Origin of the sequence: Brevibacillus humidisoli, from assembly GCF_020923435.1 — a bacterium.
GTDB classification, from domain to species: Bacteria; Bacillota; Bacilli; order Brevibacillales; family Brevibacillaceae; genus Brevibacillus_E; species Brevibacillus_E humidisoli.
Genome location: NZ_CP087263.1, coordinates 4,106,804 through 4,132,947, shown reverse-complemented (window position 1 = coordinate 4,132,947; position 26,144 = coordinate 4,106,804). Strand labels below are relative to the sequence as shown.

General features: G+C 50.0%; 22 protein-coding genes. 15 read left to right on the top strand and 7 right to left on the bottom strand.

What is annotated here, in order from left to right:
- Nucleotides 1–68: 68 nt before the first annotated feature.
- The 3 genes from LOK74_RS20105 to LOK74_RS20095 are packed head-to-tail and all read right to left on the bottom strand — an operon-like array spanning nt 69 to nt 3,062.
- Nucleotides 69–986, bottom strand: a complete 918-nt coding sequence (locus LOK74_RS20105) for a glycine betaine ABC transporter substrate-binding protein (RefSeq protein WP_230043772.1) — start codon at nt 984–986, stop codon at nt 69–71.
- Nucleotides 987–1,006: 20 nt separating this feature from the next.
- A complete protein-coding gene (locus tag LOK74_RS20100; protein ID WP_230043771.1) occupies nt 1,007–1,843 on the bottom strand; it encodes an ABC transporter permease in 837 nt (278 codons plus the stop codon).
- 7 nt (nt 1,844–1,850) lie between these two features.
- The gene (locus LOK74_RS20095; protein ID WP_230043770.1) at nt 1,851–3,062 is read right to left on the bottom strand and encodes a quaternary amine ABC transporter ATP-binding protein; all 1,212 of its coding nucleotides are present in this window, start codon (nt 3,060–3,062) and stop codon (nt 1,851–1,853) included.
- 175 nt (nt 3,063–3,237) lie between these two features.
- Between LOK74_RS20095 and LOK74_RS20090 the strand changes: the two genes are divergently transcribed.
- The gene (locus LOK74_RS20090) at nt 3,238–4,137 is read left to right on the top strand and encodes a glycine betaine ABC transporter substrate-binding protein (RefSeq protein WP_230043769.1); all 900 of its coding nucleotides are present in this window, start codon (nt 3,238–3,240) and stop codon (nt 4,135–4,137) included.
- A 111-nt stretch (nt 4,138–4,248) separates the two neighbouring features.
- On the opposite strand, the gene helD is transcribed toward LOK74_RS20090, so the two are convergent.
- The gene (helD, locus tag LOK74_RS20085) at nt 4,249–6,633 is read right to left on the bottom strand and encodes an RNA polymerase recycling motor HelD (protein WP_230043768.1); all 2,385 of its coding nucleotides are present in this window, start codon (nt 6,631–6,633) and stop codon (nt 4,249–4,251) included.
- Nucleotides 6,634–6,981: 348 nt separating this feature from the next.
- Between helD and recQ the strand changes: the two genes are divergently transcribed.
- Both recQ and LOK74_RS20075 read left to right on the top strand, forming a co-directional pair.
- A complete protein-coding gene (recQ, locus tag LOK74_RS20080) occupies nt 6,982–8,781 on the top strand; it encodes a DNA helicase RecQ (RefSeq protein ID WP_230043767.1) in 1,800 nt (599 codons plus the stop codon).
- A gap of 155 nt (nt 8,782–8,936) precedes the next feature.
- A complete protein-coding gene (locus LOK74_RS20075; RefSeq protein WP_230043766.1) occupies nt 8,937–10,391 on the top strand; it encodes an alanine/glycine:cation symporter family protein in 1,455 nt (484 codons plus the stop codon).
- Between the two features lie 167 nt (nt 10,392–10,558).
- Here LOK74_RS20075 and LOK74_RS20070 read toward each other — a convergent pair whose 3' ends face one another.
- Nucleotides 10,559–11,416, bottom strand: coding sequence for a LysR family transcriptional regulator (locus tag LOK74_RS20070; RefSeq protein WP_230043765.1), 858 nt, complete (start codon nt 11,414–11,416; stop codon nt 10,559–10,561).
- Nucleotides 11,417–11,761: 345 nt separating this feature from the next.
- Here LOK74_RS20070 and LOK74_RS20065 point away from each other — a divergent pair, with 345 nt between their 5' ends.
- From LOK74_RS20065 to LOK74_RS20050, 4 genes are all read left to right on the top strand, one after another.
- Nucleotides 11,762–12,934, top strand: coding sequence for a 2-methylaconitate cis-trans isomerase PrpF family protein (locus LOK74_RS20065; RefSeq protein WP_230043764.1), 1,173 nt, complete (start codon nt 11,762–11,764; stop codon nt 12,932–12,934).
- Nucleotides 12,935–13,161: 227 nt separating this feature from the next.
- The gene (locus tag LOK74_RS20060) at nt 13,162–14,175 is read left to right on the top strand and encodes a Bug family tripartite tricarboxylate transporter substrate binding protein (protein ID WP_230043763.1); all 1,014 of its coding nucleotides are present in this window, start codon (nt 13,162–13,164) and stop codon (nt 14,173–14,175) included.
- A gap of 87 nt (nt 14,176–14,262) precedes the next feature.
- Complete coding sequence (locus tag LOK74_RS20055) at nt 14,263–14,745, top strand: tripartite tricarboxylate transporter TctB family protein (RefSeq protein WP_230043762.1); 483 nt, start codon at nt 14,263–14,265, stop codon at nt 14,743–14,745.
- A 16-nt stretch (nt 14,746–14,761) separates the two neighbouring features.
- A complete protein-coding gene (locus tag LOK74_RS20050; protein ID WP_230043761.1) occupies nt 14,762–16,264 on the top strand; it encodes a tripartite tricarboxylate transporter permease in 1,503 nt (500 codons plus the stop codon).
- A gap of 282 nt (nt 16,265–16,546) precedes the next feature.
- On the opposite strand, the gene LOK74_RS20045 is transcribed toward LOK74_RS20050, so the two are convergent.
- Together LOK74_RS20045 and LOK74_RS20040 are read right to left on the bottom strand one after the other, a co-directional pair.
- Complete coding sequence (locus LOK74_RS20045) at nt 16,547–16,900, bottom strand: hypothetical protein (protein ID WP_230043760.1); 354 nt, start codon at nt 16,898–16,900, stop codon at nt 16,547–16,549.
- On the bottom strand, nt 16,897–17,574 hold the full coding sequence (locus LOK74_RS20040; protein ID WP_230043759.1) for a potassium channel family protein: 678 nt from the start codon (nt 17,572–17,574) through the stop codon (nt 16,897–16,899). Before LOK74_RS20040 ends, LOK74_RS20045 begins: the two co-directional genes overlap by 4 nt.
- Before the next feature lie 359 nt (nt 17,575–17,933).
- On the opposite strand from LOK74_RS20040, the gene LOK74_RS20035 reads away from it, so the two are divergent.
- The 8 genes from LOK74_RS20035 to LOK74_RS20005 all read left to right on the top strand — a co-directional run bounded on the left by LOK74_RS20035 (nt 17,934) and on the right by LOK74_RS20005 (nt 26,144).
- The gene (locus LOK74_RS20035) at nt 17,934–19,187 is read left to right on the top strand and encodes a helix-turn-helix transcriptional regulator (RefSeq protein WP_230043758.1); all 1,254 of its coding nucleotides are present in this window, start codon (nt 17,934–17,936) and stop codon (nt 19,185–19,187) included.
- Nucleotides 19,188–19,208: 21 nt separating this feature from the next.
- Nucleotides 19,209–19,334 (top strand): hypothetical protein, encoded by a 126-nt coding sequence (locus LOK74_RS24115; protein WP_255679470.1) that lies wholly within the window; start codon nt 19,209–19,211, stop codon nt 19,332–19,334.
- 214 nt (nt 19,335–19,548) lie between these two features.
- Nucleotides 19,549–20,550, top strand: a complete 1,002-nt coding sequence (locus tag LOK74_RS20030; protein WP_230043757.1) for a substrate-binding domain-containing protein — start codon at nt 19,549–19,551, stop codon at nt 20,548–20,550.
- Between the two features lie 57 nt (nt 20,551–20,607).
- Complete coding sequence (locus LOK74_RS20025; RefSeq protein ID WP_338148677.1) at nt 20,608–21,549, top strand: sugar kinase; 942 nt, start codon at nt 20,608–20,610, stop codon at nt 21,547–21,549.
- A gap of 156 nt (nt 21,550–21,705) precedes the next feature.
- Entirely contained in the window at nt 21,706–22,758 is a 1,053-nt protein-coding gene (locus tag LOK74_RS20020; protein ID WP_230043756.1) for a C4-dicarboxylate TRAP transporter substrate-binding protein, read from the top strand.
- 60 nt (nt 22,759–22,818) lie between these two features.
- Nucleotides 22,819–23,301 carry a TRAP transporter small permease gene (locus LOK74_RS20015; RefSeq protein WP_230043755.1) on the top strand — a complete coding sequence of 161 codons (483 nt, stop codon included), beginning with the start codon at nt 22,819–22,821 and terminating at the stop codon, nt 23,299–23,301.
- 2 nt (nt 23,302–23,303) lie between these two features.
- Nucleotides 23,304–24,587: a TRAP transporter large permease gene (locus LOK74_RS20010; RefSeq protein ID WP_230043754.1), complete on the top strand. Its 1,284-nt coding sequence runs from the start codon at nt 23,304–23,306 to the stop codon at nt 24,585–24,587.
- Nucleotides 24,588–24,617: 30 nt separating this feature from the next.
- Complete coding sequence (locus LOK74_RS20005) at nt 24,618–26,144, top strand: UxaA family hydrolase (protein WP_230043753.1); 1,527 nt, start codon at nt 24,618–24,620, stop codon at nt 26,142–26,144.

Genomic DNA, 26,144 nt, shown 5'->3' with positions numbered 1-26,144 from the left:
TGACGCAGCCGAATTGTTTTTGGCCCCTCGCAGCGGCAGTACAATGCCGTGTGAGGGGCCTGCAAATATTACTTGCCCAACATCTCGTTCACTTTATCCTGATTGTTATCGATCCAGGCTCTGGCTACCTCTCTCGGATCTTTTCCGTCGTTGATCTGGACGATCATTGCTTCAATATCTTCAACAGGGATACTCCATTTTTTGAGAAACGCGTGGGCTTCAGGTGCTTTTTCCTTAAACCCTTTGTTTGTCAGCACATGAACCTCCGAAGTCTTGAAAAACTTTTTTGGATCAGGAAGGACTTTCAGATCCCAGTTGACAAACATCGGGTGGGGACGCCACCCCAGGAACAAAACCGGATTGTTTTGTCCGATTTCCCGCTTGGCTTGAGCCAGCATCCCGGATTCGCTGGAGGGAACGTACTGCAGATTCAGCCCGTATGTCTTGATCATTTCACGTGAGGTGATGGTCATGCCGGCCCCTTCTTCAATCCCGTAGATCTTGCCGCCAAATAGATCTTCTTTTCCCTTCAGATCCTCTACCGAATTGATGCCCTCTACATAGGTTGGGATGACCCAGCCCAATTCGCCATTGGGATAACTGACAGCAGTATCTTCAATGTTCTCTCCGTATTTTTCCATGTAGTTGCGATGCATGTCCGGCAGCCAGGAGTCCATAAAGACGTCGATGTCCCCTTTTGACAGACCGGTATAGACAACCCCTGCATCAGCGTCCTGCAGTTTGACGGTGTAACCCATGTCCTCCAGAAGCAGGCGCGCGATCTGGGTTGGTGGAACCGTACTGGTCCACGGCGTCACCCCAAAGGTGATCGTCACATCTTTTTTCTCGTCAGCCGGCTGCTGTTCGGCGGGCTGTTCGGCTGGCGCTTCCCCTCCCTGACCCTGATCGGTGCCGGTTGCACAACCCGTCAGCGCCAACAGGAACATCAGAACCGCAGTAAGCCCCAGCTTGATCCATTTGTGCATCGTTTCCTGTCACTCCTTTGTTATTTTTCTGCGCTTCTTCCCAATCCTTCTGTCATGCGGTCGAGAATAATCGCCAACACCACGATTCCCAGTCCCCCGACCAACCCGATGCCAACATCTACCCTGGAGATTCCAGAGAGAACAATCGATCCCAGTCCCGGTGCGCCGATCATCGAGGCAATCACCGCCATCGAGAGCGCCAGCATGATGGTCTGATTGACACCCGCCAGGATCGTAGGCATGGCGATGGGGAGCTGAACTTTCGTCAGCATCTGCCAGGAGGTGGAACCAAATGCGCGGGCTGCCTCCACTACGTCATCAGGCACCTGCCGTATGCCCAGGTTGGTTAAGCGGACAGCAGGCGGGGTGGCAAAGACAAACGTAGAAATCACGGCAGGAACACCGCCGATCCCGAACAGCAAGATGGTTGGGATCAGGTATACGAAGCTGGGCAGCGTCTGCATAAAATCAAGAATGGGTCGAACGGCACGTTCTACCGCATCCGACTTGGCACTCCAGATGCCAACCGGAATTCCGATGATGATGGAGAAGGTGGTCGCCACCAGAACCACTGCCAGCGTCTGCATGCTCTCTGGCCATAAATCGACCGAGCCGAGGTACAAGAGACCGATGATGCTGAAGATCGCGATCCCGATTCCCGCTGTACGCCAGGCCAGCAATACGATCAGAACGGCGATGATTTCCGGAGGGATCCAGAGCAGGACAGCTTGAATGGCATCCAGCACAATAGAAATGTAGTCACTGATCATGTTGAAAAATCCACCGAAGACGGGGATCAACCAATTATCGACGAACAGGTTTGTCCATTCCGCCAGCGGGAACTGGAAATAATTCATACACCGTTTACTCCTTTCCTGCCTCCGCTTCTTGCATCTCTTCTTTACCCAGGACCAATCCGGAGAGGATCGAAACTCTCACAATGATCCCTTTCAGTTTGTTGCTCTCATCGACCACAGCGATCGGATACTTGGTCTGGGCGGCAATCCCGATCAGATCGGAAAGCGGCGTATCCGGGGATGTTGTATGGAAATCCTGGATCAGCATTTCCTCCACCCAGCGGTTGTTTTTGGCTGCCTCCAATGCATCGTCAATCGTCAGCAGCCCTTTCAGGTTCTGCTGCTTGTCGACCACGAAAATGCTGGAGATCCCTTTTTCCTCCATCTTGCGGATCGCCACCCGTGGACCATCCTTCCAAGCGGCAACAACATCTGGTTTTTTCATCACTTGTGAAGCAATCAAGATCTTGGAGCGGTCCACGTCTTCGACGAAGTTGGAGACATACTGGTTGGCTGGGTCACGCAGGATTTCTTCCGGGGTGCCGATCTGCACCACTTTGCCGTCCTTCATGATGGCGATGCGGTCCCCTAGTTTCAGCGCTTCATCCAGATCGTGAGTGATGAAAAGAATCGTCTTCTTCAGCTTTTCCTGCAGCTCCAGCAATTCATCCTGCATTTCCTTGCGGATGAGCGGGTCAAGGGCACTAAAGGCTTCATCCATCAGCAAAATGTCGGGATCGTTGGCCAGGGCCCGGGCGAGACCGACCCGTTGCTGCATGCCGCCGCTCAGTTGATCCGGTTTGCTGTCCTCATATCCTTTCAATCCGACAACTTCAAGCGATTCTTTTGCCTTGCGCTCTCTTTGATCTTTGGGGACATTTTGCACTTCCAAGCCGTATTCCACGTTTTGCAGGATTGTCCGATGAGGAAAGAGACCGAACTTCTGGAACACCATCCCCATTTTTTTTCGGCGCAAAAGCGTCAGCTGTCGCTCATCCATCTTGACGATATTCTCTCCATCGATTAGTACGTCACCTGCAGTTGGTTCGATGAGCCGATTGATCAGCCGGATCAGAGTTGATTTTCCACTGCCGGAAAGCCCCATGATAACGAAAAACTCGCCTGCCTCCACTTCAAAACTGGCCTGATTCACCCCTATGGTCATCCCTGTTTGCTTGTGAATCTGATCTTTGGATTCACCGTTTTTCAAACGACGCAACGCTTCTTCCGGATTGGACCCGAAAATTTTGGTGAGATCTTTGACGACAATCTTGGGCATACGATGTTCTCCTTTTTGGTCTCCACTCTAATCCATGATTGATAATTACCCTTAAGTTTTGTTACTTTTTTGTTTTGATGTATGGAGTTTCTTACCTGTGTGTCGCCTCTTCATCTCTGCATGTATCTGTGATAGCAGGGATAAGCTATGCCTAAAAAGAAGGGATTGGTATCTTGTGAAAGCTAGGAGCGGATTTGGCCCCCTGTGTCTGCTTTTCTTGGCAGTGACAATCGTTATGTCCGGGGGCTGCGCGACGCAACCTGGTGGTGATCAGCCGGGCGGGGCTGCAGAGGAAGCGGAGAAGCCAACGATTACGATTGGAAAGGTACCGTTCGAGCATGAATGGGTTCCTGTCGCCATCATCCAGGAGGTAGCGAAAGAATTAGGGTATGCAACCAAGATTGAAGAGGGGGATGTAGGCGTTGTTTTTCTCGGTCTTTCCACGGGAGACATCAATGTGTATCCGGACGTCTGGCTGCCTACCCTCCACGCCAGCTACATGGAAAAGTACGAAGGGAAGATCGATCTGGCCGGAACGGTGTACCAAAAGGCGCCGACCGGCTGGGCTGTACCGACTTACGTAGACATCAACAGTATCGCAGACTTGAAAGGAAAGAGCGAAACCTTTAACGGACAAGTGGTTGGCGTGGAACCAGGTGCCGGGATGATGGTCACGTCAGAAAAGACCATCCAGTCTTACGGTCTGACTGATTACAAGCTGCTTTCCGGAAGTACGCCGGCGATGTTGGCTGCTGTAAAGAAGGCAACGGATAATCAAGAACCGATCGTATTTCTCGCCTGGCGTCCCCATACCATGTTCCAGGATTTTGACATCAAGATGCTGGAAGATCCCAAGGGGGTCTGGGCATATGATGACTGCAGGATCGGTACCAGTACAGATTTGAAGGAAAAAGCACCCGATCTTTATTCCTTCTTGCAGAACTTCCGGATCAGTATGGATGAAATAGAGAGCTTCCTGGTCAAAATGGATAAGGAAAATGCGGATGTGAATGATCTGGCGAAGGAATGGATTGAACAAAACCGGAACGACATCGATAAATGGATCGGTAAATAACGCAGATTAGCCGTTAGCGCGAGGTGATGTCCTGCACGCTAACGGCTGATTTGGTTCGTCTCTTTTTTATCACAACTGCATGCTATAAACCGCATGTGATAGACAGTATGGTCATCGACAGAGAGATGACTCCCACTGATAGGCGTCACTAGAAACTCTCGTCAGAAACGGACTAATCTCACCGACTGTGTATATGTGCAATTCGTGCATCGCCCGAGTACAGGCAGTGTAAAACAATTTGCGCTCACTCTCTCTTGCGTACTGTTCACGCGAACCGTTGTAGATGATAACAGCGTCGAATTCGACCCCTTTGGCCAGATAAGCGGGAATAACAAGTACACCAGACTCGAAAGAAGCGGTCTCTTTTCCGATTATACGAATCGGGATGTCGCCTCGCATGGCCTCGCAGGCCTGGCGACTTTCCTGAGCTGTTTTGCAGATCACGGCAATGGTACGGTGTCCTGTCTGCAGGAGTTGGCGGATGCGCTTGCTCACCTCTGTGGCCAACTCTGCTGGAGATCCAACCTGTGTGACAGTCGGCAGGCTGCCTTCCCGGTTGAACGGCTCAATGGCTTCTCCTGCAGGCAGTAGTTGGCGGGTGAACTCTACGATGGGCCGGGTGGACCGATAACTGCGCGTCAATACGATCGTCTCGGTACGATCTTCATCAAACAGCGTGGACAGGCCTTCAAAACTCGTCTCGGACGTGTCCGCATGTGCCGAAATCGACTGGTTCAGATCCCCAAGTACCGTCATTTTGCTCCGTGGAAACAGCCTTTTGATAAAGGCAAACTGAAACGGTGAATAGTCTTGCGCCTCATCAATGAAGACATGTCGCACCGCGTTGTTCGTCTGGAATCCAGACAGCTGTTCTTGCAAATACAAGAATGGAGTTGCATCTTCGTAGGCAAGCTCCCCACGATCCAAGCGTTCCACGGTTTGCATACAGATCGCATCCCATGTCGCAGGATCGATGGAGAGGCCATCGGCTGCCATTCGGGCACTGTACTGCGGATCGGCAAATAACTGTCGATAGAGCGCCAGAACATCGATAAAGCGGAGTCGTTTTGCGTTCGCACGAATAGGCTTGAAGTGCTCGTTGACCACCATGGCAGCAAGCACTTTCTGTTCCTGCTGATGGTCGTCAAACGTATCACCACCAAACCGCTTTTTCTTCTGAAGCTGCTGATAGGCCTGCAGGAAATCCTCCTTGTCCAGCAGCTCGATCTCGTCTTCCACCCAAGGCTTTTTCCGCTCTAGCCGAGCCCGCGCTTTTAATTCTCCAAGCAGCCATTTGGCGGTCAATTCCATACGATTGGGAATCGATAAGGAGGGATCCAGACTGTAAAAGTATTCCTTGATACTGGCAGCAGATATCAATGTCTGCTCCCGGAACACGATATCCGCAAAGAGCATCCCGTCCCGACCGAGAGAGTGGACATATCGTTCGATCATCTTCATGAAAGAGAGGGAGGCTTTAAAACGGATTCCTTCCATTCTGGACTGATAGCCCGGTTCATGCATCGCCGTGAGGGCGTATTCCAGTTGGGTGAACGGGTCTTCCAGGATAAATCGTTTGCCGAGTCGACGATCCAGATACTCTTGAAACGTCGTTTGCTGCATGTTTTCCTCCCCTAACTCAGGAAGAACAGTGGAAACGTAGCTGTTGAACATCGGATTGGGGGAAAACAGTACGATTTGTTCAGCCTGCAGCGTTTCCCGGTATCGATACAATAGATAGGCAACGCGCTGGAGAGCGGCTGATGTCTTGCCGCTGCCTGCTGCTCCCTGCACGATCAGCAAGTGACTGCGTTCATTTCGAATGATCTGGTTTTGCTCTTTTTGGATCGTAGCGACAATACTTTTCATCTGGGTGTTCGCCTGATTGCCCAGCACTTCTTGCAGCAGTTCATCGCCGATGGTGACTCCGGTGTCAAACAGGCTGCGGATCTTGCCATCCCGGATGATAAACTGGCGTTTCAAGTCCATTGTTCCGGTGATGGTGCCGCTGGGAGTCGCGTACTGCGCAGGGCCAGGCGGATAGTCGTAATAGAGACTGGCTACCGGTGCCCGCCAATCGTAGATCAGAAACTGCTCTTCTGCTTGATCGAGAAGGGAAGCGATCCCCAGGTAGATCTGTTCCGTCTCTGTTTCCCCATCTTCCGTAAAGTCAATCCTGCCAAAATAGGGTGAGTGCTTGAGACGAATCAGTGTTGCCAACTGACGGAATCCATGCCTATGAGTCCGTTCCCTTTCTGACAGGACTTCTGCTTGTTGTTTCATGCTGGCATAGGTCTCGATCGCTTCTATTGCGTCATCCAGGTTGACCGTCACGTCGTCCCAGAAGTTTTTGCGGATGTCCACAATATCTTCTTTGGTTTTTCTGACCTGCTGCTCCAGCGTCTCGATGCGCCGATCGATTTCATCGACAACCTGATCAACCCGCCGCTGTTCCTCCTGCCAATCCGGCTTTACTGGGTTCTCTTGTTTGGACATGCTCACAAAACCGCTCCTTTGCATTAGAGTTTTTGCTGCTTGGGAACATACCTCATGTTTGGCAAAAGGTTGACATACCGAACCTGATGTGATAAAATTAAGGTGGAGATATATACATTAAAGGAATTCACAAAGATGGAAACCATCCCCTATTCTAACATAGGTTTCTGTCTGTTTCAATATTCTATTCTTCTTTTTGCTGAAGAAAAACGGCGACGTTTAGACGTCTCCGTTTTTTTGTTGTGACGGAGAGATTATTGTCCCAATCATGTCGAGGATGGTATGGTCGAGTAGACAGTCTTTGCTTAAACTAAACCTAAGATTAAGAGGGGATTGAGGTGAATGAGGATGAGCACCATTTCCGAGACAGACGCAGTCTACCAACAAGCAGAAGAGGTTCTTATAAAATACTTTGGTTATCCTTCTTTTCGGGAAGGGCAGAAGGAGATCGTGCAAAGCCTGTTATCTGGTCATGATACGGTAGGGATCATGCCGACCGGTGGCGGGAAATCGATCTGCTATCAGGTACCTGCCGTTCTCTTTGAGGGTGTTACGATCGTGATTTCACCGCTCATCTCCCTGATGAAAGATCAGGTAGATGTGCTTGTCCGTATGGGTGTCCCTGCTGTCCACATCAACAGTTCACTCGATTCAATGGAAGTGCAGCAGCGGATGAAACAAGCTAGTCGCGGGGAATACAAACTTCTTTACGTCGCACCGGAAAGGCTGGAGTCGGAACGTTTTCTTGCTTTGACAAAGCAGCTCCCTGTTTCATTTGTGGCTATCGATGAGGCTCACTGCATCTCCCAGTGGGGGCACGATTTTCGCCCCAGCTATGCGGCGATTGCCCAGTTCATTCAATCACTGCCAAATCGACCGGTGGTGGGGGCATTTACGGCGACGGCGACACCAGAGGTGACGGAGGATATTCGAAGACAGCTGTCGTTGGTCGATGATCAACTTTTCGTAACCGGTTTTGGCAGAGAAAATCTAACCTTTTCTGTTCGCAAGGGGGAGGATCGGCGGCGGTTTGTACAAGACTATCTTCAGGCCAAGTCAGGACAATCAGGTATTGTTTATGCCGCAACCAGAAAGGAAGTAGATGATCTATACGAGCATCTGCTTGCAAGAGGGTTTTCCGTCACCCGATACCACGCCGGGCTCGATGATCGTGAGAGAGCGAGAAACCAAGATTTGTTTCTGTTTGATGACGTGAGGACGATCATTGCGACCAATGCATTCGGGATGGGGATCGACAAATCCAACGTTCGTTACGTTATCCACTACAATATGCCCAAACACCTGGAGGGCTACTATCAGGAAGCGGGGCGAGCCGGCCGGGACGGCGAGCCGAGTGAATGCATTCTGCTGTTTCACCCGCAAGATATACAGACACAGAAATATCTCATCAGCCAGAGCCAACAGGCGGAAGAACGAAAAGAGCATGAATACAAAAAACTGTACGCCATGATCGATTACTGCCGCACGCCCAGATGTTTGCAGCACTACATCGTGCAGTACTTTGGAGAGAACTCTGCGAAAGAGTGCGGGCAATGCAGCAACTGCACAAACGTGGCAGAATGGACAGACATCACAGTGGAGGCGCAAAAAATCTTTTCCTGTGTGAAACGGATGAGGGAACGCTTTGGCGTCCAGCTGATTGCTCAGGTATTGAAGGGCTCTAAAAACAAAAAAGTGGCCCAGTTTCGGTTTGACCAACTGCCGACCTACGGAACGATGAGCCAGTACACAGAGAAAGAGATTGCCGATCTGATCCATCTGTTGATAGCAGAGGGGTACATGGCAATGACAGGCGGCCAATACCCGGTCGTCACCTTATCAGAACGAGCTCTCCCTGTGCTGAAAGGACAGGAGAGCGTCCAACAAAAAGTCCCTGTTCGCCCGACTGTGCAAGAAGCCGATGATGCTCTCTTTGAACGGCTCAGGCAGCTGCGAAAGGAGATCTCGCAGACGGAGGGGGTACCGCCGTATGTCGTTTTTCACGACAGCACGCTAAAAGAGATGAGCCGATTGTGTCCGACGGATCGAGAGACTTTTCTTACAGTCAAAGGAGTTGGGGAGTCCAAGTTTGAAAAATATGGACAGGCCTTTCTGGAATGCTTGCGGGCATATGCTGCGGAAAAGTAGTTGCAATATACATATATTACCTTTAATTTAATTTTTAGGACGATCCATCCAAAAGAGGAGAAAAATTTTTAATTCTGACAGGTTGTTTAACGATAAAACATGTTCTATAATTCAAAACGCAGGCAATATTCAAAAAACATTAGGGGGGGGCGTTTTTGGAACAGTTTGTCGGAACCTTGAACGACATTTTGTGGAGTACACCAATGATTGTCTTTTGTCTTGGCGTAGGGCTCTTATTTTCCATCATGACTCGTTTCTTGCAGGTTAGGCATATCAAAGACATGGTTACTCTGATGTTTAAGGGGAAAAGTTCCGAGGCCGGAGTATCATCTTTTCAGGCATTATCAATCGCTCTTTCAGGCCGTGTCGGAACAGGTAACATTGCGGGAACAGCGACGGCGATTGCATTTGGCGGACCGGGGGCCGTTTTTTGGATGTGGGCGATCGCCTTCATCGGGGCCGGCAGTGCTTTTGTCGAGTCCACACTGGCTCAGATTTACAAAGTAAAACAGGATGGTCAGTACCGCGGCGGACCTGCTTATTACATCGAAAAGGGTATCGGCTGGAAATGGTACGGGGTGCTGTTCGCAATCGCTGCAGTTGTTGCGATGAGCATCTTGATGCCAGGCGTACAGTCCAATTCAATCGCGTCTGGTTTGGAGAACGCTTTTGGGATTAATCCGACCATCACGGGTATTGGCATTGTCGTCCTGTTGGCCCTGATTATCTTCGGTGGCGTGAAGCGGATTGCCCGTGTCGCCCAGTTGGTTGTACCTTTCATGGCGATTGGCTACGTTCTTGTTGCTCTGATCATTGTACTGATGAACATCGAACAACTGCCAGGCGTGTTCGCACTGATCTTCAAGAGTGCGTTTGCAGCCGATTCGATGTTTGGCGGCATCATTGGGATGGCGATTTCTTGGGGTGTCAAGCGGGGGATTTACTCCAACGAGGCAGGTCAAGGTACGGGTCCTCACCCGGCGGCTGCTGCGGAAGTGTCTCACCCAGCGAAACAGGGGCTGGTTCAGGCATTCTCCGTGTATATTGATACATTGCTGGTATGTTCTGCAACAGCATTTATGATTTTGTTTACCGGTATGTATAATGTACAGGGACCAGATGGGAACTTTATCGTTAATAATTTAGGTGATGTCGAGGCGGGGCCTGCTTATACGCAAGCGGCGGTTGAATCTGTGCTGCCAGGTTTCGGCGCAGGGTTTGTGGCGATCTCACTGTTCTTCTTTGCCTTTACTACGATTATGGCTTACTACTATATTGCGGAGACCAACATCGCTTATCTGACGCGAGGCAGAAACAGCAAATGGCCGATGTTTGGATTGAAGATCGTACTGTTGGCTGCCGTGATGTACGGATGCGTGAAAACGGCGAAAGTGGCGTGGTCACTGGGTGATGTCGGGTTGGGGCTGATGGTATGGCTCAACCTGATCGCGATCGTGATTCTCTACAAGCCTGCTATGAAAGCACTGAAGGACTACGAGGAGCAGAAAAGACAAGGATTGGATCCTGTATTCGACTCCGAGAAACTTGGGATCAAAAATGCTGACTACTGGGTGAAAGAATACAAGAGAGATCAGGAGCAAGTGTCGTAATACCGGAGATCGATAATGATAGCACTGACTGCAAGAGGGGATGTCTCCAATAGATGGGCATCCCCTTTCTGCTTTTCTAAAAGACTGGGAACCAGCCAGCAGAGATACTTCAAGGATGTTTGGTACAGCAAACGGACACCTACCCCCTTTCGGGGAGGTGTCCGTTCTTATTTCCAACCGTCCAAAAAGTTGACAAACGCCCGAATAACCGAGATATCCAGTGATTCATTGCGAAAAATCATCCAGGTCCGGCGTGTGACCGGCACGTTGTCCCGTGTGGTGCACCGTGTTGTAAACAGGTTTTCATCCTCATCCAGTACGATGCTGGGCAAAATCGCATAGCCCAGTCCATTCAGCACCATTTCCTTGCAGGTTTCCATTTTGTCTACTTCCATCGTGATCAGAGGAGGATGGGAGTATCGTTCGTGCCACCAGTTATCAATCATTTTTTTCAGCGAGGTGTCCGTATTATAGTAAATCCGGGACATATTAGGCAGCTCTTCGATGTCGATCGGCTGCTTGGAAACAATATAGATGTGTTCTTCCATCACCAATTTTCGTTTATAAGGCCAGTTGTAGTCTCCCCGAATGATCCCGATATGCACTTTCTCTTGGTAAACCGCGTTGACCACTTCCTCGCTCCAGCCAGTCGTTACATTAAATTCTACATCAGGATACTCGTTGTGAAAATTCTTCAGGATCGCTGGCAGCTTATAGCGGGCAAATATACTGGATACGCCCAGACGGAGTGTTCCTTGTACCTTGTTATCCATGTTCTGCAGATACTCCTTAGTCTTGCGCAGTTGCAGCAGCATCTCACGGGCGTATTTTACCAAATGTTCGCCTTGTGGTGTAAAGGATACTCCACGGCGGCCACGGTGGACAATTTTCACCCCGACTTCTTGTTCCAATTGTTGAAGTCTGTATGTTAAAGCGGGCTGAGAGATGGAAAGTTTGTCTGCCGTTTTGGTAATGTTTTTTTCCTCGTACAGGGTGCTCAAAATGGACCAATCACGATCGTCCATCGAGTACCAACTCCATTTCATAAAAAAATATTATCGTTTGAGTGAAACAATTTATATAATCTTTATATCAAATTGTACTACAAAATTCGACACGCTGTCACGTAATGCTGCGGAGGGTGGAGCAAAAAACGAATAGGAACCATGATACAAGAAGAGGATCATATAAGTTCGGGACGAATTCGGGACGAAAAGAATGCAAAAGAGATACAATAAAAATTAATTATGGAATCAAATAAAAAATAAGTATTTTTTTTATTCCTAAATGTTCGCTACAATAACGATTAGAGAGAATTAAATATTATTTGAAAAATTCATTACTAGTAAAAATTGGGGTGGGACCAGAAGATGTACATCCACGGACAGATCTACCGGGTTCCCAGTACCCTGATGCGCGGTGGAACAAGCAAAGGTTTAATCCTGCGAACAGTTGACCTGCCGAAAGATCCTGCTGTACGTGATCAGGTGATCCTGAAAATCTACGGCAGCCCAGGAAACAATCAAATCGACGGGGTCGGCGGAGGAACGCCGCTCACCAGTAAACTGGCACTCGTGGGGCCGACTGCTCACCCGGAGGCACACATCAATTACACCTTTGGACAAGTCAGCTTGGAAAAACAAGTGATCGACTACCGGGTCACATGCGGCAACATGGCTTCGGCTGTCGGGTTATACGCGGCAGAAGAAGGATATGTAGAGCTGCAAGAACCGGTCACATGCGTACGGATCTTCAATACCAACACCAACAAGATCATCGAGGTGGAAATACCGGTACAGGACGGACAGATTCAGTACGAGGGTGATTTTTCTATCGCTGGTGTCTCCGGTACAGGTTCGCGCATCATGGTCAACTTCCTTGACTCGGGAGGAACCTTTACGGGAAGAACGCTGCCAACAGGAAATCCGATCGATGCGATCAAGTTGGACGATGGCAGAAAGTTTCTGGTTACGATCGTCGATGCCGCCAATGTTCTGGTGTTCGTCCAAGCCGAGGATCTCGGCATCATCGGGACGGAACTGTCCGGTGAGGTTGACGGAAATGCTGAGCTGCTGGGGACGTTGGAGAGGATTCGCGTGAAAGCAGGAGTGCGAATCGGAGTGATCAGCGACGAACGAAATGTAACCCCTACCACTCATGCTCTTCCCAAGATTGCTGTCATCGCGCCGGTCCGAGAGTATGTGACCGAGAACGGACAAACCGTCACCGCCGATCAGGCAGATATTCTGGGACGCTACATTTCTATGGGGACCTTGCATAGAGCGTTTGCTGTAAGCGGTTCTATCGCACTGGGTACAGCCGCCAAAATTCCTGGTACACTTCCTCATCGTCTGGTTGCCAGCCGCGGAGTGGGTCTCAGGATCGGACATCCCAGTGGAACGCTGTACGTGGAGGCACACGTAGAGCAGAATGGGGAAGAATGGTACGTAGCACGAGCCGCTCTTGGGCGTACCGCACGGAGATTGATGGACGGCTACGCCTATGTCCCAACATCGTCACTCGTCGGGCAAGCAGTATTGTGAAGGTGCGTTTTTACAGGCAATAAGGCGTGACGAAGGCAGTAGCGTGCACCTCTGGCAAGAGGGCCGCTTTTACCGTCGCTCTTGCCATGTAGAGAGAGGGAAAGTAAGCGTGAATTCGTAAGCGGTTTCAGTCGTTTTCATCGTTTGCACTCTATGCTTATCGGGTAATTCTACTGAGCCGCCTCGCTTTCACTGCATGCAGATACAACATAAGGAGGGTTTTCTCAATGAAAAAAAGCTTGTTATCCATCTGTCTGACGCTCACACTTTCTCTGGGACTGGTTGGCTGCGGCGGTGGCACTGGTGATACCGCTGCCGCTCCCGGTGGAGAGGGACAAAGCGACTATCCGAAACAACCGATTGAGATGGTTGTTCCGTTTGGTGAGGGGAGTGCAAGTGATACATTTGCCCGCAAGTTTGCAGAAATCATGAGCAAAGAGACTTCTCAACCGGTTCAACCGGTCAACAAAGATGGCAGCGGCGGACTGGTCGGAATGGTATACGCGCACGGCCAGAAAAATGATGGCTACACCATTCTGGAAATCACTCCGTCCCATGTCATCGCGGATGTATTGGGCAAAGGAAAAGACGTCAAGCTAATGGAAGATTTTGAACCGCTTGTTCGTATCCAAAGTGACATCTACGTCCTGTCCGTACCGGCTAACAGCAGCATCAAAGATTTTGACGATCTGATCAAACAAGGGAAAGAACGCGAAATCTCCTTTGCCGGGGTTAGTCCGGGGGGATTAGATGACTTGACACTGAATACCCTGGCTGATGCAACAGGGATCAAAATCAAGTTCGTGCCCTACAAGTCTGGTTCAGAGGTAAAGGCAGCTGTACTTGGCGGAGAAGTAGACGTCTATCTGGACAAACTGGTATCTGCGGTCAGCTACATCAAAGACGGCAAAGTAAAACCAATTGTCGTGCTGAATGACGAACGCATCACACGAATCGAAGAGTTGAAAGATACACCGACTACGGTGGAAAAAGGGTATGACGTGACCATCGGTTCCTGGCGTGGATTTGTCGTGAAAAAGGGAACGCCGGAAGCTGCGAAAAAGTACCTGATCGAGAAAATGAAAGCAGCATACGACTCCGAGGAGTACAAAAAGTTCGCTGAGCAGAACCTGGTCGATATTCGAGAAGGGTTCCTCACACCGGAAGCATTTAAGGCAGAATGGGATGTGCAGTACCAGGTCTTTGACAAGATCGCTAAACAGATCGGGTTGAAAAAATAAGCGTCTCGCTAGCGTTGGGAACAAAGAGAGAAGCGGAAACAAACTGGTGCAGGCGGCAGAGATGTCGCCTGCTTTGGAGGTGACATCATGGGTGAAATTTTGTTCCACGTGCTGCTGCTCATCTGTCTGGGCGCCTTTTTTAAAGAGTCGCTCGTTATTGACACCACAAGGGTGTCCGATCCGATCGGACCAGCCGGCTTTCCTCAGGCCATCCTGATCATCGCGATTGTACTTACGCTGGTTTCCCTGTTTCAGACGATCCGCAAGCGTAAAGCAAAGGCTGAGGTGTCGGGAGGCGGTAAACCTCACGAATTGAGCAAAGAGTTTATCGGTCTCTTGCTTACCATCTCCATCTATGTGTTGATCGTAGATACGTTAGGCTTTATTTTGGCCACCATCCTCCTGCTGTTTGCTCTTCTGTTTCTGTTGGGCGAGAAGAAACCAGGCAAGGTGGTGATTCTGTCGATTGTCGGTTCGTTTGGCTTTTCGCTTTTGTTCGGGAATCTGCTAAGCGTGCCGCTGCCCAGAGGAATCGAGATTTTGAAACAGCTCAGCTACTACATCTACTGAGAAGGGGAGGATGATCATGGACTTCAATCTGTTATTTGATGGCCTGCTGACCACCTTGTCCCCGTTCAACCTGCTGCTCGTCTTCATCGGTATGCTGATGGGAGTTGTCTTCGGGTCACTGCCGGGGATCAGTTCTTCCATGGCGATTGTGCTCATGCTGCCGTTTACCTACTATATGGGCATCATACCGTCTATCATCTTGCTTGTCTCGATCTATGCGGGATCGGCGTACGGTGGATCGATTACGGCCATCTTGTTTAATACGCCTGGTACTCCAGAATCGGTTGCGACAACGTTTGATGGATACCCGATGGCCAAGCAGGGGAAAGCAGGACGAGCGTTGGGATTGGCCATCAGTGCCTCGGCGTTTGGCGGAATCTTCGCTGTCCTCGTGATGCTGTTCTTGTCTCCACCATTGTCTGAAGTAGCACTCAAGATCCAAAGTGCTGAGTATTTCGCGCTTACGTTCTTGGGGATTACGGTCATTTCTGCGGTGGGAACGAAAAATGTGGTCAAGGCGATCATATCTGGATTGATCGGGATCACCATCGCGATGATTGGGATTGACCCGATCGCCGGTTCTGAGCGGTTTACCTTCGGACACATTGAATTGATGAATGGGATCGAATTCATTCCAATCATGATTGGTGCGTTTGCGCTAGGAGAAGTGTTAAACCAGGTAGTAGAAAGATCGGAAGCACAAAACTTCACGACCAGTGAGAAGATTAAACTGGCCGGGTATAAACTGAAAGACTTGATGGTCCACAAATGGGTGGCCTTGAAGTCGGCTGTTATTGGTACCTTAATCGGGATTTTGCCGGGTACCGGTGGCTCCATCGCTTCGATTGTCAGTTACGGAGAAGCGATGCGTTCCAGCAAGAATAAGGACAAGTTTGGCCAAGGTGTTGAGGAAGGCGTAATCGCACCAGAGGCAGCAAACAACGCAGCCGCTGGCGGGGCGATGATTCCTACGCTCGTCTTGGGGATTCCGGGCAGCCCGACGACTGCCGTTATTTTGGCCGCGCTCACCCTTCAGGGACTTCAGCCTGGCCCGCAGCTGATGTCGGAGCAGCCGCTGTTGTTGTACTGCATTTTCTTCGCCATGCTGTTTGCCGGCTTGATCACCTTTGTTGGCGGACGTGCTGGCGTGCGAGGGTTTGGTTTGCTGCTGAACTTGCCCTATTCTATTTTAGGTACATTTATAATTGGCTTGTCGATCATCGGATCGTACGCGGTCTCCAACAACATGTTTGAGGTTTGGATCATGCTGCTGTTTGGTGTGGTCGGTTACTTCATGAAGAAATACGAGTTTTCTCCTGCCTCGCTCATCCTGGGTCTGGTATTGGGGAAAATGATGGAGGAGACATTCCGTCGTCAACTGCTGATTACCGACGGGGACTACAGTTCGTTTGTGACGCAGCCGATTTCGGCGATCATTCTGCTGCTGGCTGTTGTCTCGCTGTTTTATCCGGTACTGTCTAAGTACCTGACGCTTGGGCCGAAGAAAAGAGATTCCTAGCCGCCGGCTTCCAGGCAGGGTTAGGATAGCAGACAAGAGGAAGGGCGTGGGGGAGAGTAGCTCTTTTCCTCCAATCGCTCCGTTGCCAACCAGCGAGGAAGTGGGACTGGCGCAGCTGAGCTGGTTGGCAAGAGTCGCTCCTTCCGGAAAAGAGCTACTCTCCGCCTGTACCGAAGTTTTGTCTACACGCAAAAAGGGATGCCCCGAGGAGGCATCCCTTTTGCAATTCGTTGTTCAAACTGTGATTTTTTCCTTTATTTACCTATTTTGTCTGGTATTTTACTATTGAGACAAGCGCTTGTACGTTTCCTTATCACAGATGACAAACAGGCGGGCATCTGGAGGTATGGTGTCATCCAATCTGCGGTTGATGTTGAGCTGCTGTCCTTCCGATACAAGCGTCGCCCCCTCCGAGAGAAGTTCGGTAAAAGCGTCGCGGTAGGTGTTCCAATGAGGCCTTTTCTTGATCTGATACAAGTCGTCTCCGTCCTGTGTCGACAGCAGTTGTGATACGACCTTGGAAGCGCCAGGGCTGAAGGCAGAACGAACAGCCAGCTGCGATACCGTTTCTGATCCGAGGATGAATTCATCTACATTGACATGGATAAAGTTCTGAATGTTGTCCCGTTCTTTCACCTCGACAATGGTGTAGATATGGTGAAATGACGTTCGATTGTCGTTGCGATCAGCAGCGTCTTCCCGTCGATAAACGAGGTGTCCCGGATCACGTTTTGATGTTCGGTGACGTCATTGGCAAAGATGAAGACGGCTTTTGCTTTCGCTAGGTTGGCCTGATCCAGCGTCTCTTTATGGACGGGGTTCCCCTGAATGTAATGAACCCGTTCGTGGGAGATCGGCGTTTTCTCCAATTGGTCGATCAGCACCACTTCGACAGCAGGGTCGCTGCTGAGAATCTCTTGAATGGCCAGATCGGCGTTTCTGCTCCAGTCGATGATAACAAAATGGTTTTCCCCTCTGTAACGCAACTTTCCTTCCTCCTTCTTGCGATTGTAGGCGAAAATAAAGTCAACCGCTTTGCTGATCACAATCGAAATCAAACCGATGCCAAAGATGTACAGAAAGATCCCCAGGCATTTGCCGGCGATAGTGTGGGGATAGAAGTCCCCGTAACCAACTGTTGTGACCGTTGTCATTACCCACCAGAAGCCGTTAAAGGAATGTTCGTATGTTTCCGGTTCGATCCAGTAGATCAGGTAGGAGCTGAACAGGATCAGCAGGCTGGCGCTCAGAAAGATGTTCCTGTTGCTCATGTGAACCAATCGCAGGAACAATCGTTGAAAAAAGAACATACTGCACCTCCGTCGCATTGATCGGAGCCGATTTGACTCGCTGTAAACCTTATGCATGATTATACCATTATGGCAGATACGAGGCCCAAAACGGTTTAAAACCTTATTAGCAGTGATATTCCTTCGAAAAAAATGTTGCTGTTCGCGTTGCATCATGCAGAATGTGGACCGAAGATATGTGCTCTGCAAGGTTCCCGTAGAGTAGGCTGCCGCAACTTGATGAAGTTTTAATAAACCCAAATAATTACATTAATATGATTATAATACCAAGGAAGGTATTCCCAGTTTACGAAGTGTATGCTATGATTTAAGTAGAAAAATAAAATGGGACAAACTCTTTTCGTTGGGGGGCTTCTGCTATGGCGATTGGAGACTTTGGAGAATTGATTCGGACATACCGACGACAGGTGAACATTACAGCAAGCGAACTTGCCAAGCGGGCTGGTATTCCCAAAAGCGTGCTCTCAAAAATCGAAACAGGTGAAACAAAACGTCCATCGTTTGAGACCTGTAAAAAGATCGCCAGTACGCTGAATATTCCCGACACGTTGGTCATCAGCTCCTACCTCGATGTCACAGAACATGCAAAGTCGATTCAAGTCCTTCTGCAGGAAGCGATCGCCCTTAAAAACAAGGTGCTTGTGGAAAAGGTGGCTCAACGGCTGCTGGAAACGCCGAAAATGGATACCTTTCTCGCATTGGATCTTCTTTTCCAAGTAACAAGAGATGTTGCAGATCATCCTATCAGACTGACGTTGTACAACGTTATGATTGACTACACCCGAAAGCGTGGGGTGCCTTACTATCTGGGGAAATGTCTGTATGAGAGGTACTTGCTTGAACGCGATGATTTTTCACGTTTCGAGGAAACGTACCGGGGAGCCAGGGAACTGCTGCACTACATTGATTACCTTCAGCCGACCGAGCGGATTTCCTTTTACTATCGGTTGGGCATTCACGCTAATATTTTAGGCTATCATCGTGAATGCATCGAATTATGTGGCAAGGGGATTCGCCAAGATCGAACGGACAGCAAGCAGAAAGCATCTGCCTTGATTGCGTTGTTTAACTCGTACATCGCTCTGGGTGATCTCACTTTTGCTGAGTACTGTTTAAAACAGTACGAAGATTGCGAATATGCAGACTTCCGCAAAAAACACTTTCAGGCTGCTCTTTACACAATGAAAGGGCAGTATGACGAGGCTGTTCATCTCTACAAAGAGTGCCTGTATGAGGCGGAGCGGGACGGTCGTATCTCGATCGCAAGCGATCTGTTGGAAATTTACATGGTGAGTGGCAGAAACGATGCGATAAAAGAATTGATCCAAGCAGAGGATCAGTTCTTGCCTGCAGATGTTGATGGCCATCCGTATCGGATCAACGTGGCTGCCAGGTACTTTCAGCAAAAGGGGATGTGCCAGCTTTCCATAGGACTCACCGATGAAGGGTTCAACAGCCTGCTGCAAAGCATTTCGTTCTATCGAAAACTGGGAGCTTCGGAAAAGGTGATCGAGTGTGTCGGCCTTTTCCTGAAGCACCATCGGATATACGAAAAAAATTTATCCTTCGAACATATGGAATTAATAGTAAATATATGCTATGATGACAATTAAAGGGCAAAGGAGGTTTATCGCATGAAAAAATGGTTATCTGTATTGGCTTTTGCTTTGCTTTTCAGTATAACTGCGATGCCTACAACAGTGCCGAATCAAAATGGACAAGCAAATAACGCGGTTGTACTCGTCGAGCCAGACTGGTAAGCCGTACAACAAGTTGGCCGAACATGGGAACACCCTTGCGGTAAGAGCTTTCTTATCGCAAGGGTGTTTTTTTGCGAGAAAGCGACTGCCCCCTAGCCCATGCCGGTTGATGCAGGTGCAGTTCGGTTCATCTTTTCTCTTGTTTTTGTATGCGCTTTATTTTATAATCTCCCTAAACCGGTTTACTAAATCGATTTAGTGATGAGGAGCTGTTATGAAACGAGTAACAATGGCCGAAGTGGCCGCCATGGCAAATGTCTCGAAAAGCACAGTATCCCAGTATATCAACAATCGCTTCGAGTACATGAGTGAGGAAACGAAGCTGCGCATTGAAAACGCTATCGAAACGCTACAGTATCGGCCCAACTATGTCGCAAAAAGCTTGAAGCAAAAACAGACCTCGACGATTGGTGTGATTGTCGCCAATATTTTGCATACGTTTTCGACTCAGGTGATTCGCTCGATAGAAGACTTCTGCAGAGAATCCGGCTTTCACGTGATTGTCTGCAATGCCGATGACAACCCGGAAGCGGAGAAGAACTATATCGACATGCTGCGGGCCAAGCAGGTGGACGGACTGATTGTGTTCCCGACCGGGGGAAACATGGAGCTCTACGAATCGATGGTGGAAGAGAAGTATCCGCTTGTTTTCGTGGACAGGATCGTGAAGGATGTCAGAGTGGATACAGTTTTGCTGGATAACGAGAGGGCATCTGAGCTGGCTGTCGATCACCTCATCAGTAAAGGGTATCGACGAATCGGCATGATTACCACATCCCTGCATCGCAACATCACCCCGCGGATGGAGAGGATTAACGGATTTAAAAAGAGTCTGAACAAACACAGCCTCCCTGTACGGGAAAGTGATTACGCAGGTGTGGAAATCTCCGACATGAAGCAAACGCTGCAGCGTATGTTTGCGCAGTCTGATCCTCCAGAGGCGCTGATTGCAGGGAATGATTTGACGATGATGGAGATTCTGAAGTTTGCCAAAGCGGCTAACCTGGCCATACCAGATCAACTGGCACTGGTCGGCATTGACGATGTATCCTTTTCGGAAATTTACGACCCACCGCTGACAACCGTCCGTCAGCCGGCATTTGAGATTGGCAAGAGGGCGGGTGAACTTCTCTTGAGGCAAGTCAAAGAGGGCAGGCAGGACGAGGGGCGGGTCTATCGATTTACACCCGAACTTATCATTCGAAGTTCAACCTGACGTTTGGAAATGGATCAAAGACTTGTTGATGGATAAGGAGAGATACGATTGTTGGACGTGATAACCATAGGGGATGCGTTGATCGCGATGAACCCGTCTACTACGGGACCCCTGCGCTTTGTCCATTCCTTTGAAAAGAAGGTGGGTGGAGCAGAGCTAAATGTGATCATCGGCTGTGCCCGATTAGGTCTGAAAGCGGGCTGGATCAGCCGCTTGGGGAATGATGAGTTTGGTCGGTTCGCCCTAAACTTTGTGCGGGGAGAAGGGATCGACACTTCACAGGTGCAGTTCGTGGATGGATGTCCTACCTCTGTTTATTTCAAAGAGATATTCGAAGATGGCCGAACCAACTCCTATTACTACCGGCAGCAATCGCCGACCAGCTCGATGACTCCGCAAGATATCGATGCCGATTATCTGAAACAAGCCAGGATTCTGCATATCTCAGGGGTTTTTCCGGCTGTGTGCGAGAGCAATTACGAGGTGCTGCTTCATACGGTCAAGCTGGCCAAAGCGAATGGTTTAACAGTGACCTTTGATCCCAATATCCGTTTGAAACTGTGGAGTGCAGAGAAGGCACGGCAGAAGCTGCTGGCGCTCATGCCTTTTCTCGATGTCGTGCTGACAGGGGAAGAGGAGGCTCAGATTCTCGTCGGAACATCTGAGCCGGATGAGGTGTTTCAGGCTTTTCAGAGCCTGGGGATTGATCACATCGTGTTGAAGCAGGGAGAGCGGGGAGCTATCGCAAGTCGGCACAACCAGGTTATGCACTCCCCTGCTGCGGCTGTCAGCAAGGTTGTGGATACGGTTGGTGCAGGAGATGGGTTTGCCGCAGGATATCTGTATGGACTCTTGCATCAGTGGAACCTGCGGGATTGTTTGCAGCTGGCGAATGCGGTGGGTGCGTTGGTGGTAGGCGTCTCAGGTGACAACGAAGGCCTGCCGTACATGGACGAAGTAAAGGTTTTTCTCGGTCAAAAAGTCGTGGTAGACCGATAGACAACGCCGCCAAGGGCGGCAGCAACAGGTGTGATTGTAAGCGCTTTGATTCTGCAGTGGAGGTGAGAGATGGAGGAGGAAGGCGAACAAGTTTGATCATCAGGTATTGCAAACGTATTCAACTAGAAGAGAACGAGAAAGAGGGGTTTTACAAACATGCAGAAACTTGGGAAATGGGGAAGTATCGTTCTATCGATCGTACTTACATTTGCTTTAGCGGCTTGCTCTTCCGGCAATAGCGGAGGAGGCGCAGAAAATGCAGGAAACACGGAAAGTCCGGACGCAGGTGCAGAGGGCAAAACATACGTGGTCAACATCGCGTATGGAAACCAGCCTGGCGAACCCATTGACAAGCTGGCGAATAAATGGAAAGAGCTGGCGGCAGAGCGCAGCAACGGGCAGCTGGAATTAAAACTGTTCCCAAGTTCCCAGATGGGCTCTGAAAAGGATGTAGTGGAGCAGGCGATCATGGGGAATAATGTCGTCATCCTGACCGGTTACGACTTTTTGATGGATTACGTTCCCGATCTGGGGATTTTGACAGCTCCTTATTTGACTGAGGATTTTGATGATTTGTTTTATCTGACGACAACGGATTGGTTTCAGGATCTGGAGTCTCAACTGAACAACAAGGGCGTGGACATTGTCACCACCAATACGATCTACGGGAAGCGTCATCTTATGACCGTGAAGGAAGTAAAGACACCGGAAGATTTGGCAGGGATGAAGATCCGGGTGCCCAACAATAACATGTACATCAACTCCTTTACAGCACTAGGAGCAACGCCGACCCCGATGCCGTTGGCCGATCTGTATACCTCTCTGCAGCAGGGGCTTGTAGATGGTGCGGAGAACCCGCTGCCGGTATTGCAGGGGTCCAAAACGCATGAGGTAGCCAAATATCTGGCACTGACCGAGCATACCAAAATTATTAGCCCATGGATCGCCGGAACCAAATTCCTGGAGACGATGCCGGGAGATCTGGTGAAGATTCTCAAGGAAACAGGCGACGAAGCGGGCGAGTACGCAAAAGAGATCGTCGAGCAGGAGTCGGCAAAAGTACTGGAAGAGTTCAAGCAGCAGGGAATTACCGTAAACGAAGTGGATCTGAATGCATTCAAGGAGAAAGCGAAGAGTGTCTACACCGCATTTCCTGAATGGTCCCCCAATCTGTATGAGACGGTACAAGAACTGCTTCAGAATCGCTGATCCAAAGTGTGAGAGGGAGCCTGTTTTCAAAAGGCTTCCTCTTCTCGGGAGGGGATCCATATGCTGAAAAAATGGTTGGTCTTACTTGATGATGTCCTCTCGGTCGTCAGCTTGACCGGGATTATTCTCTTAACCATCGTAAATGTGTTCTGCCGCTTTGTGCTGAACAGTCCGATCGCCTGGGCCGAAGAGGTTACGCTTGGCTTGTTCGTCTGGCTCGTTTTTGTCGGGATTAGTTCGACGATGAAGCGGGATGGCCATATCGGCATCGACTACTTTGTACGGAAGCTGCCAAAGCCTCTTTCCGCTGTGTCCCAGATGCTGCGTGCGGGCGTGATCTATTACGTGCTGATCGGGATTCTGCTTGTACTGGGTTACGAGTTGATGGCACAGGCAGGGGAAAAAGTGACACCGGTACTGGGGATTAGTTATCAGCTGATCGATCTGGCCGTTCCCTTTGGCGCCATCCTGTCGACCGTTCATTTTACACGCAGGTTGATTGAGACGGGGCCGTGGAAACGAAGCAAGGAAGGGAGCTGCTAACGATGACACTAACCATTACCCTTATCGTCTTGCTCGTCCTGTTTTTGATCAACGTCCCGATATCGTTTGCCTTGATCGCCAGTTCGTCGATTTATTTTTTGACCAGTGATTCTTTTTCCGGCGCTGTCCTGATCCAACGAATGGTGGGCGGAATTGAATCCGTTCCGCTGTTGGCGATCATATTCTTTATCACCGCAGGCATCTTGATGAACTACACCGGGATTACCAACCGGATGTTAAACTTCGCCCAGGTGATTACCAGACCGCTGCCCGGCGGCTTGGCCCAGGTAAATGTGATCCTCAGTACGATGATGGGCGGGTTGTCTGGTTCCAATATTGCAGATGCGGCGATGCAGTCCAAGGTGCTGGTGCCGGAGATGGTGAAACGTGGATATCCGAAGTCGTTTTCAACCGTTTTGACGGCTGCTTCTTCGCTGATTACCCCGATCATCCCACCGGGCATCGCGCTCATCATGTATGGGTATGTCGGCAATGTTTCGGTCGGGAAGCTGTTCCTCGCTGGTATCGTTCCAGGCATCGTGCTTTGCCTCGTTATGATGCTGTACGTTCATTTTGTTGCGAAAAAACAGAACTTTGAGACGGATAAAAAAGAACGGGTTACGGGAGGAGAGTTCTTTCGTTCCTTCAAGGACGCGATACTGGCCATCCTGCTTCCGGTGATTATTATCGGCGGGATTCGCTTCGGGATCTTTAGTGCGACAGAAGCAGGAGCGATCGCCGTGTTGTATGCGCTGTTGCTGGGTCTGCTGATCTATCGGGAGATGAAGCCGAAGCACCTGCTGGATGCGCTGGTCGAGACGGTCCACACATCGGCTTCGATCCTGATTATCATGGCCGCCGGGTCTGCCTTTGCCTGGATTTTGACCATTGAACAGGTACCGCAAACATTGACGCAGTTTATGGTTGGGATAATCTCGTCTCCAGAGATGTTCTTTGTCGTGGTGCTGCTTTTCTTGCTGATCGTGGGGATGTTTGTGGAAGGGAATGTGGCGCTGATCATCTTGACGCCATTGTTCATGCCGATGCTGCAGGCGTATGGGATCGATCCGGTTCATTTCGGGATCTTTTTCATTATGTGTTTAAGCATTGGCACGCTCACCCCGCCGCTCGGCACGATCATGTTTACGACTTGTTCGATCACCGGTACCAAAATCGAGGAATTCGCCAAAGAGAGTCTTCCCTTCCTCGCTCTTTTGATCATAGCGGCCTTGGTGATTGCTTTTGTACCCAGCATCTCACTCTGGCTGCCGTCCGAACTGTTCTAACAGCTACAGCAAACGAGAAGAGGTGAAAGTGTGACAAGCGGAAAACGGCAAGCAATCCAAATCCACCAAGCAATCCAAATCCACCAAGCGGACAATGTATGGGTCTCTTTGCAGGATCTGCAACCGGGAGACATGATAGAGGTCGCCGGCCATAGGCTCGAGGTAAAGGAAGAGATCGCGAGCGGCCACAAAATAGCTTGTGAGCCCATCGCTGCAGGCTCCAACATCATCAAGTACGGTTTTCCCATCGGACACGCGACTACCGATATCCTCCCAGGGCAGTGGGTGCATACGCACAACGTGAAAACCAATCTGGAAGGCGAACTGGAGTATGTCTATTTGCCGAAGTCCGAGCAGCTAACTCCTGCCGATCAGAGGGGAGACGCGACGTTTGCCGGCTATGTGCGGGAGAATGGCGATGTCGGCATCCGCAACGAGATCTGGATCATCAACACCGTCGGATGCATCAACAAAGTGGCGGAAAACTTGGCTCGCACGGCCAACCAGATGATTCAGGCAGACAACCTGGACGGCGTGCATCATTTCCCGCACCCGTACGGCTGTTCTCAGCTAGGTGATGACCTGGTGTACACACAAAAGATTTTGGCCGGACTCGTGCAGCATCCAAATGCCGGCGGCGTGCTCGTGCTGGGGCTTGGCTGTGAAAACAATTACATCGATTTGTTCCGGGACGTGATTGGGCCGCATCATGAGCAGAGAGTCAAGTTTTTAAGCGTGCAGCAGGTAGAAGATGAGATGGAGGCGGGACTGGAACTGATCCAGGAGCTGGCTGCATACGCAGCACAGTTTACCCGCGAGGAAGTACCGGTCTCCAAGCTGAAAGTGGGGTTGAAATGCGGCGGTTCAGACGGATTGTCCGGCATCACCGCCAATCCGCTCGTCGGCGCTTTTTCTGACAAACTGATCGCAGCTGGCGGCTCCACGGTACTGACGGAAGTGCCTGAAATGTTTGGGGCGGAGACGATCCTGATGGAGAGGGCTAAAGATGAGCAGGTGTTTGAACAAATCGTAGAGCTGGTGAACAGATTTAAGCAGTACTTTATCAAGTACGACATGCCCGTCTATGAGAATCCATCGCCTGGAAACAAAAAAGGCGGCATTACGACGCTGGAGGAAAAATCGCTCGGCTGTGTCCAAAAAGGCGGGTTTGCCCGCGTCGACGACGTGCTGCCATACGGTGAGCGGATACGCGCCACCGGCCTTAGCTTGCTGCAGGGACCGGGAAATGACCTGGTTTCGGTTACGGCTCTTGCCGCATCAGGCTGTCAAATGGTGCTGTTCACAACAGGACGAGGCACCCCTTTTGGCGGACCGGTACCGACGGTGAAGATTTCAACCAATACCGCGTTGTACGAGCGGAAGAAAAACTGGATCGATTTCAACGCTGGAAAACTATTGGACAACGGTTCCATGGAAAAGGTTACGGATGAGTTGTTTGGGTACCTGCTGGATCTCGCCACGGGCAAGGAGCGGACGAAAAACGAACAGTACGGATACAAAGAGATTGCCATTTTCAAAGATGGTGTGACCCTGTAA